The organism is Coleofasciculus sp. G2-EDA-02 (genome assembly GCF_040226375.1).
GTDB lineage: Bacteria > Cyanobacteriota > Cyanobacteriia > Cyanobacteriales > Coleofasciculaceae > Coleofasciculus.
In genome coordinates this window covers 1-9,381 of the sequence record NZ_JAVKEW010000172.1, presented here as the reverse complement: position 1 = coordinate 9,381, position 9,381 = coordinate 1, and the positions used below count along the sequence as shown (strand labels likewise).

The following is a 9,381-nucleotide window of genomic DNA, read 5'->3' as shown; positions in this document are numbered from 1 at the left end:
TCGATTGGCGATACTCACGACTTTCGCCTGTGCTAGACTACTTTTATAGATTAACACATTATTTATTACAATACAAGACTAAGAGAAAATAAAAAGTCGTCCTAAAAGGACGAGGCTTGTATCCCTAGTTCTCGGTCAATCCGCATTCCACCCATTGAAGTGTCACATCAGCTACTTCTGGAGAAAGAAACGTATGTTTTAGAATTGGCGTATTGTCTCATCATCACTCAAAAATCACTCAAAAGTCAGTCGCTCAAGTTAACCCTTCAATCACGGCTTCTGCTTGCAGGGCGATCGCTCTTAATTGCTCCAGTATCTCAGGTTTAGCGGATTGCCACAACGATCGCTGATGCGCCTCTAGTAACCGTTCTGCCATATCCCGCATCGCCCAGGGGTTCTTTTGCTGGATAAACTCTTGTACCTTATCATCCAACAGATAAGCCTCCGTCACCCCTTGATACATATAATCTGCCACACAATTGGCTGTCGCATCATAAGCAAACAAATAATCCACAGTCGCCGCCATTTCAAACGCCCCCTTATATCCGTGGCGCATTACCCCTTCAATCCATTTGGGATTCACCACACGGGAACGATAAACGCGGGCAATTTCTTCCTGTAGCCGTCGCACCTTGGGATTTTCAGGAATCGAATTATCCCCAAAATAGGTTTGCGGATTCTTACCCGTCAGCGCCCGTACCGATGCAGTTAATCCCCCTTGAAACTGATAATAATCATCAGAATCGAGTAAATCGTGTTCCCGATTATCCTGATTATGTAAAACAACTTGCAATTGCTTCAGGCGTTGTGCAAAGGCTTCTGGTGCTGCAACCCCCTCCTGATTTTGGGAAGACGTACCACAGTAAGCATAACTACTCCAATTCATATACGCCCGCGCCAAATCTTGTTCATCACGCCAGTTTTGCGCCTCAATCAATCCCTGTAACCCTGCACCATACGCCCCCGGTTTCGAGCCAAAAACACGATAGCGCGATCGCGCCTCGGCTTCCTCTTCACTCAATCCCGCCTGACACCAAAACTCTTTCTCCTGTTTCACTTGCGCCGCTAAGGGATTGTCCTCAGGGGATTCATCCAGTGCGGCAACAGCGACCACGGCACTGTAAAATAAATCAATTAGATTGGGGAAAGCATCGCGAAAAAAGCCCGATATCCGCAGCGTCACATCCACACGCGGACGCCCTAACACCGACAGGGGCAGAATTTCAAAATCCACAACCCGACGTGAGGGGCGATCCCAAATCGGTTGCACACCCAACAACGCCAGCGCCTGAGCCAGATCATCGCCCCCGGTTCTCATCGCTGACGTTCCCCATACGGATAATGCCAGTGTTTTGGGATACTCCCCATTATCCTGGGTATAGCGTTCAACCACCGCTTCCGCCGCCTTACGTCCCACATCCCACGCCGTTTCCGTAGGAATAGCACGGATATCAACAGAGTAAAAATTGCGACCTGTGGGTAATACCTCCGGGCGTCCCCTCGTTGGCGCACCCGCCGCCCCACTCTCGACATAGCGCCCATCTAATCCCTGCAACAGATTAGTGAGTTCTTGGGATGTTTGGGTTAAGGCGGGTAAAAGGCGATCGCGAATCCAGTCTAATTCCTGTTGCGTTCGTTGTCCGATTCGGGCATTAAGTGTAGAGACGCGCCATGGCGCGTCTACGTGCCATGGCGCGTCTGTAGGGGCGGGTTTAGGAACATTCTTGTCGCTATTGAGAGTAACATTTGTACAAAACCCGCCCTGACTAAGTGTTGATCCTACGTCATCCTCTAGGGCATGGTTTTGAGCCTTTCCTTGTGCCTTATTGAACCCTTCTGCCTTTGATATCAGGGATTCCACCAATTCAGCAGCTTGGGCTTCTAATTGTGCGATCGCGTCTCTCTTATTTTCCCCCTCTGGAATCAGGGGGTCAAAATCCCATCCCCAGTCTTGGGCGATCGCACGAGTTAACCCTAAGCGCCCTCTCCCCGGATGACGGGCAATTGCCACAGTTAAGTCTCGCAATAGTCGTCCCTGGGGACACTGTCCTAATATATGCAACCCATCCCGAATTTGAGCTTCTTTTAATTCACACAGGTAACTATCGATTTGAGTTAAAAGATTCGCTTCCCCAGCTTTCCCTAGAAGGGCGGGTTTAGTCAAGCTATCTGACATCGACACAATGTTATCGGTAAAACCCGCCCCTACAGCCCCTGCTTCCCTATCCTCAAATCCCAAATCCTGGTGCAGGTTTTCTTGGATAACCAATTGAGTGATGCGATCGCGGATCATCGGTAAGCGAGAGGGATCTAAGCTTTGCGCTTCGTAATATTCATCGACTAACCCTTCAAGCTGTTGCAAAGAACCATAGAGTTCAGCGCGAGTCATCGGTGGTGTCAGGTGGTCAATAATCACAGCTTGCGATCGCCGTTTCGCTTGCGAGCCTTCCCCTGGATCATTAACAATGAATGGGTATAAATGGGGCATTGTCCCTAATGCGACTTCTGGATAACAGGTTTGGGATAGTGCCAAACTTTTCCCCGGTAACCATTCCAAATTGCCATGTTTACCCAGATGTACCACCCCATGCGCCCCAAATTTCTGCCGCAGCCAATAATAAAAGGCTAAATAAGCGGGCGTTGGTTCTAAATCCGGCGCGTGATAATTTAATCCTGGGTCAATATCATAACCCCGCGATGGTTGAATGCCGACAAATATATTACCTAATTGGATTCCCGGAATGGGAATTGTTGACGTTTGGTTTGTGCCTGGGCGAAGCATTTGCGATGACAATTGAGCCGTAGCACCGACAAATCTGGGCGCATAAGCTTCGCCCCTACGAATGGGTGAATTTTGAATTTCCTGATGCCAACGGTTACAGATTCCTTGTTGTACCGTTAAAGGTAACGTATTAAAATAATCGTGATACTCTTGTTCAGATAACCACTGTTGTACCGGACGTAATTCCCAGCCTTCGGGGTCATTTGTTACCCCACTGGTTAAGCGCTGGATCAGTTCATCTCCGGTTTCTGGACTATCTTCTACCTGATACCCCGCCTCTTGCAACGCCTGAAGAATTTCCACACAGCTTGCAGGGGTATCGAGCCCCACACCATTAGCGAGGCGTCCATCTCGGTTAGGATAATTAGCTAAGATGAGGGCAATACGCCGTTCTGATGGCGGGGTTTGGCGTAATTTTACCCAATTCGCGGCTAAAGAGGCGACAAAATTGATGCGATCGCGCACCGATTCATAAACCACTACATCTGTTTCCAGCAGCGGATTCCAGGTTTGTACCGCCTTAAATGAAACCGCACGAGTGATAATCCGTCCATCCACTTCTGGCAATGCTACATTCATTGCCGTATCTCTAGGGGTTAATCCCTGAAATTGTTTATCCCATTGTTCCTTTGTCCCGCCACTAAAAATGACTTGTAGTACGGGTACATCCAAACTTTGCCATAACTCTAATCCGGATATTTCATTGTCTATGCCTGTGACTGGGCGAAGCTTATGCGACGAAAATTTAGTCGTCGAATCGAACAATCTGGACGCATAAGCTTCGCCCCTACGATGGGGTGACGTTTGGCTTTTGAGGGTTGAATCAGAGTAATTTTTGTCCTTAGTTATCAGGGATAGTTCCTGAGCATCTAATTTAGCAACAGAGAAACTCGTCGTATTCAGCAAAACCTCAATTCCCGCACCATCTTTTGGTTGGAAATAGGATAATACCTCCGCTTGTACCTCCAGATCACGTAATGACGAGACAAATAGTGGCACAGGATGCAACTGTTGTTCAACTAAAGCTTGACAAAGTGCATCAATCGGTGATGTGTTTCCCGCCAAATAATGAGCGCGATAAAACAAAATCCCCACTTTAGAGTTCGTAGTAAGCGCTTTAGCGCTTTCATCTCCCCACCCATAAACCCCCACACGCGGTATCGGTTTAGGAGGTAGAGGCTCATAGCTTCTTCCCAAGCACAAATCTGCTACAAATTTGAGGGCGTTTGTACAATTCTCTACACCTCCTTCAATAAAGTAGCGCCATAGCTGGTGAACGGCGGTTAACGGAATGGTAGAATGACTAATTAAATTGGGATCTGGGCGATCATCCCCTGGCAATAGGATTAAGTTAGCTCCTGTTTGTTGCACCATTGTTTGCACGACTTCTAATCCATAAGACCAGTAGGCAGATCCACCCAAAAGCCGAATAATAATAACATCTGCCTTCTCTAAAACCTGTTCGGAATAGGTATCAATCGTTAATTCCTGCTGCAATTGTAAGAGGTTAACGGCTCGAATCGCAGGAAAATCTGGGGGCAAATGAGCCATTGACGCCGCCAAGGTTTGAATATCAGTGTCAGCGGCTGTGATTAAAATAATCGGCGCAGGTGTCTGCTCAATAAAAATGACGCCTTCTGCTTGTGGATTCCATCCGCCAGGTGTCGCAGCAATCCGATGCATAGTCTTTTTAGAGATCCTGTGGTATTTTATCTGTATTCATTTAGGTTGGGACTGTATTGATTGTATGAGATTACCTAACTTTTTGGTCATCGGTGCAGCGAAAGCTGGAACGACAACAGTTTATCAATATCTCAAACAACATCCTCAAATTTATATGAGTCCTCGGAAAGAGCCGCATTTTTTCTCGAAAAATGGAACGAAAGATTATCCTATCCCTACTTTAGAAGATTATCAAGCTTTATTTCAAGGAGCCTCTGATGAAATAGCCATTGGTGAAGCCTCGACGAGCTACTTAACTCATCCTCAAGCGGCTGAACGTATACAATACCATATTCCCAACGCTAAGCTTATTGCTATCTTGCGTGATCCGGCTAATAGAATGTATTCCTTGTATATTATGCTGCTAATGCTTGGTGTGAGGAAGTTGTCCAGTTATACGCATCAGGAAATAATTGATGACTTTCATGACATTGTTAAAAAAAGATCTGGTTTAATCATAGGAGGATTTTACTATAGCCATTTACAGCGATACTATAGCCTCTTTTCCGCTAAACAGATAAAGTTAGGTTTGTTCCAAAATTTAAAAGATAATCCTGATGGATTAATGGAAGATCTATTTAATTTTCTAGGAATTGATTCAAGTTTTAAAATTAACAAATCTTTTGGGTCTGCGAATAAAGGGGGTATACCTAGAAATAAAGAAATAGATAGTTTTATTAAAAAAATAAAGCCGATTTACCATACCTTATCCCCAATTATTTCTCAACGATGGTCGAATAAGATATACAAAACATACGTGGATTTGCGAAACCAAAACTTAGAGCAACCGCCGAAACTGCCTCATGAAATACGTCAGCAGCTCATTGAGGTGTATCGGGAAGATATCTTGAAGCTACAAGATTTACTCCAAAGGGATCTTTCCATCTGGCTCCAGTAGGTAAGTGATAGAAGGGAAATGTAAACATAATACCTGCGGACAAAAGTTTACGTTCTTTACAAAGTGATACAATAATGGATAGAGTAGAAAATACTAAAAATTTTAAGAAAGATATTATAAATAAACCGCTATATCTTGGATAGCATCGAATAGAGGCTCAGCTTACACCGAATCAGGGGTGAAGCATTGTCACTTGCTCAAACAAACCAAACTCATGGCGATATTGGGGAATCCAAGATTTAGCCGAACGTTGCCATTGTCAATGTTCGAGCGGCTGCAAGAGTTATTGCAGCAGATGCAGGTAAAAGTTGGTAGGGATGCTGTACTCTTGCGATCGCAGGACTTACCCATTGTATCCGTGGGTCTAGATCAACAGGTGCAACGATTTACAGTGCTGGTGTCTCCAGTGTTCCGCGCCTTGCTCATCGCGGCTGCAATCGAGTCACCGGGGGAAACTGAGACAAATGCTCATTCAAGCCTGTATCAGGTTGGGTTAACCTTTGAGTCAGACGCGATCGCAGATTTTCTCGACGGGCTCACTCAACGCTTCACCAACTCCCCCCAGATTTTCCATATTTTCCAACTTGCCCAAACCTATCCAGAACCGAACCAAGGGGATATCCAGAGTGAATTTACCCTGTTGTTGATGGATGTACTCAGTGCTAATCCGATCAGCAACGAACCCATCTATCCTTACTGTGAGGTAGCTCAACCCATTGAAGCAGCGCTGCGCCAACAAGTTGAACAGGAACGGCTGATCAATCAGGTTACCACCCACATCCGTCAAAGTCTGGAGTTACCGGTTATCCTCTCCACGGCTGTCGATGAGGTGCGCCATTTTTTGGATGTTGATCGCCTATTAATCTATCAATTTGACGGTGATTTGGTTAACCTTAGCGAGGAGGGTAATAAAACCGAGGTTGACAATTCCACGGATGTTGCCGATCAATTCGAGAACGCCAAATCTCTAACTTCACCGCTTCCCTCACAACAGGATGAGGGTTGTGTCACCTATGAAGCCCGCTATTCGGATAAAATTGGTTCTGTCCTCAATTGGCGAGAGGAAAAGGACTGCGCCCTCCATATTCCTAACTGTCGCACCCGATATCACCAAGGATTTACTGGGGCGATTGATGATATTGAAGTCGCCTACAGCGATTCTCCCTGCTTACTCCAACTGCTGCGACAAACCCAAGTTAAAGCCAAGTTAGTCGCGCCGATTATCGTTCAAAATCGCCTGTGGGGATTACTGATTGCCCACCAATGTTTTGCACCCCGACACTGGCAAGAAAGCGAAAAACTATTTCTCAAGCAAATTGCCGAACACCTGGCTGTTGCTATTTATCAGGCTCAACTGTATGCCCAAGCGCACCAGCAAAAAAGTAACCTAGAACAGCGAGTGATTGAGCGCACCCAAGAACTTCGGGATGCGCTGCAAGCCACACAAGCCGCTAACCATGCCAAAAGTGAATTTCTAGCGGCGATGAGTCATGAGTTGCGAACGCCCCTGACTTGTGTGATTGGACTATCGGCAACATTATTGCGTTGGTCCTGGGGGGAGGGAGGTAGCAAAACCGTATCCCTTGAGAAGCAACGGCATTATTTACAAACCATCCAAGAGAATGGAGAACACCTACTGGAACTGATTAACGATATTCTCGATTTTTCCCAATTAGAGGCGGGGAAAGCCGTTTTAAATATCAGCGAGTTTTCCCTGTGGTATCTTGCCCAGCAAACCTTACAATCCTTAAAAGAAAAAGCCCGGAGTAGCCAGATAGAATTAACCCTGGATTGGCAAGTCCCCACCCAAAAGGATCGCTTTCAGGCTGATCCACGCCGACTCCGGCAAATTCTGTTTAATTTATTGGGAAATGCGATAAAATTTACCCCGGCTGGTGGTCAAGTCACCTTAAGAGGGTGGCGAGAACATAATTTAGCTGTATTTCAAATCGAAGACACGGGCATTGGCATTCCCCAAGAACAGATTCCCCTGATGTTTCAAAAGTTTCAGCAGTTAGAGACAACCTATCAGCGTACCTACGAAGGTACAGGTTTAGGGCTAGCTTTGACCAAACAATTGGTCGAACTCCATGGCGGTACGATTGAAGTTGAATCCACTGTGGGAAAAGGCTCTATCTTTACCGTTTGCTTGCCCATCCAATCCGTTGTTTCAGGCGCAACCAAATCAGCCGCCCCATCGGGAAAGGGATCTCCGGTACCAGGGAGTATCGTTTTAATCGAAAATAATGAAGCCAGTGCAACAGCCATTTGCGAAATTCTCACGGCGGCGGGTTATCATCTAGTTTGGCTGATCGAAAGTTCGACTGCCGTGAGGCAAATTGAACTGTTGCAACCCCATGCTGTGATTGTGGATTGGCAGTTATCGGCAATGGACGGATATGAGATCAGCTATTATCTCCACCATAAGACTACGACAGCACACATCAAAGTTTTGGCTTTGATTACATCCTCACTCTCAGCCGATGAACAGCAAGATCTTAACGCCCTCGTTGACGATTACTTACCCAAACCCGTAGAACCTGCCCAACTTTTGCAAAAAGTTGCCACATTGATGGCAATATAAAGTTGTCATTTGTCATTTGTCATTTGTCATTGATACTTAGTTGTTGACTTAATCAATAAGGAGTGTAATAATGAGCGAATTTCTAGATTTTCTCAAACACAAGTATGCCTATGTAGCGATCGGGGAATTTAAGCCCGGTAAATTTGAAGAAGCCCAACAGCTTTATGAAGAAGCCGTCTCGACCTACACTCACGGATTCCAAGGGGCATACATGCTGCGAGAACCTGGAACTGATAAAGGAATTGCCGTTATCTTTTGGGATCATATCGAAGACATGGATGAAAATCAAAATGAGGCTTATCAACAGATTTTGGAGAAGATGTCTCATTTGTTTATCAAGCCACCCACGACTACATTTTATGAAGTTTCTAGTCAAATACCGCCTTCTGTGAAAACAGCAGAGGAATAATCATGCTGCAACGAATCATTCTCAACGGCTTCAAGTCCATTAAAACGATGGATTTGGAGTTGTGCTCATACACTTTAAACGGCTAGATTCCACAGAATTAGCAGATTGGCTTGATGAATACAGTTTTGGGGAAGTTTGGGAGAAAAATGTTATTGGGGGAGGACTTCATTAATGGTACGCCTCTATCTATTTGCTGAAGGACCAACTGAGCAAACCTTTGCCGAGGCTTAGAACTCAAACCAAAACGGTTTCTCAAATAATCTCTCAACAAGGGTTGCAGATAATAATGGGAAGCCGTTCCTTCGAGCAGCGATCGCGCTTTCAAGGACTTGAGACAGTCTAACAGGACTAGGGTGGAAATTGAAGGTAAAATTGGCGCAACTCCGAACACCCCAAAAAAAGTGAATTAGGGCGATCGCTGCTCTTGTCGTGTCGTGGCACACCTAATTGGATGGATTAGAATCACGTAAAAGAAACGGCAGGGGGGGTGTAGGGGCGCAAGGCTTGCGCCCAATTCAATTTTAGCTGTGCCACGCCACTACTGGACTGACACAGCTAAAATGGTGGGATAGATTTATGGTTAGATCGGACACACAACCTGCGCCCCTACAATTCTAATCCACCAATTACAGCGGTTGGCAACCGGGTGAGGTACAGGCGTGAGGGCGCAAGCCTTGCGCCCCTACATTTGGGTGTACCATCAGCACTTGGGAACTGCTATTAGCGGCTTTGGCACAATTCACCTTACTGGCGTGATCCAGCTAAAATAGGGCTTTGTTTGTAGTGAACACTAAAGTGCTCTAATGTCTAGCTGGAGAGGGCTCGCATCCCTGACTACGAACGACGCTATCCGCCTAACACTGGACAACCGTGGACAACACGATCATTCCATTGATGGATCGCCAGTCTCAGCAAACGCTACGTTATTGGGGTCATGGAATCTATGGGTGCTTGCCAGCTCATAGTTTAAAAGCCGTCTAGGTTTA

Annotated in this window: 4 protein-coding genes; 3 read left to right on the top strand and 1 reads right to left on the bottom strand. The window is 45.9% G+C overall.

The window, feature by feature from the left end; genetic code table 11:
• Nucleotides 1-253 precede the first annotated feature (253 nt).
• Entirely contained in the window at nucleotides 254-4,465 is a 4,212-nt protein-coding gene (gene cobN / locus RLO19_RS20655) for a cobaltochelatase subunit CobN (RefSeq protein ID WP_446359314.1), read from the bottom strand.
• A 64-nt stretch (nucleotides 4,466-4,529) separates the two neighbouring features.
• On the opposite strand from cobN, the gene RLO19_RS20650 reads away from it, so the two are divergent.
• The 3 genes from RLO19_RS20650 to RLO19_RS20640 all read left to right on the top strand — a co-directional run bounded on the left by RLO19_RS20650 (nucleotide 4,530) and on the right by RLO19_RS20640 (nucleotide 8,395).
• A complete protein-coding gene (locus RLO19_RS20650; RefSeq protein WP_446359313.1) occupies nucleotides 4,530-5,402 on the top strand; it encodes a sulfotransferase domain-containing protein in 873 nt (290 codons plus the stop codon).
• A gap of 214 nt (nucleotides 5,403-5,616) precedes the next feature.
• Nucleotides 5,617-7,986 carry a hybrid sensor histidine kinase/response regulator gene (locus tag RLO19_RS20645; protein ID WP_446359312.1) on the top strand — a complete coding sequence of 790 codons (2,370 nt, stop codon included), beginning with the start codon at nucleotides 5,617-5,619 and terminating at the stop codon, nucleotides 7,984-7,986.
• A 70-nt stretch (nucleotides 7,987-8,056) separates the two neighbouring features.
• Nucleotides 8,057-8,395 (top strand): antibiotic biosynthesis monooxygenase, encoded by a 339-nt coding sequence (locus tag RLO19_RS20640; RefSeq protein WP_446359311.1) that lies wholly within the window; start codon nucleotides 8,057-8,059, stop codon nucleotides 8,393-8,395.
• Nucleotides 8,396-9,381 lie beyond the last annotated feature (986 nt).

What these genes read in the sequence shown, in the direction of transcription:
- cobN (WP_446359314.1), bottom strand. Translation starts at nt 4,465, where the DNA reads ATGCATCGGATTGCTGCGACACCTGGCGGATGGAATCCACAAGCAGAA.
- RLO19_RS20650 (WP_446359313.1), top strand. Translation starts at nt 4,530, where the DNA reads ATGAGATTACCTAACTTTTTGGTCATCGGTGCAGCGAAAGCTGGAACG.
- RLO19_RS20645 (WP_446359312.1), top strand. Translation starts at nt 5,617, where the DNA reads ATGGCGATATTGGGGAATCCAAGATTTAGCCGAACGTTGCCATTGTCA.
- RLO19_RS20640 (WP_446359311.1), top strand. Translation starts at nt 8,057, where the DNA reads ATGAGCGAATTTCTAGATTTTCTCAAACACAAGTATGCCTATGTAGCG.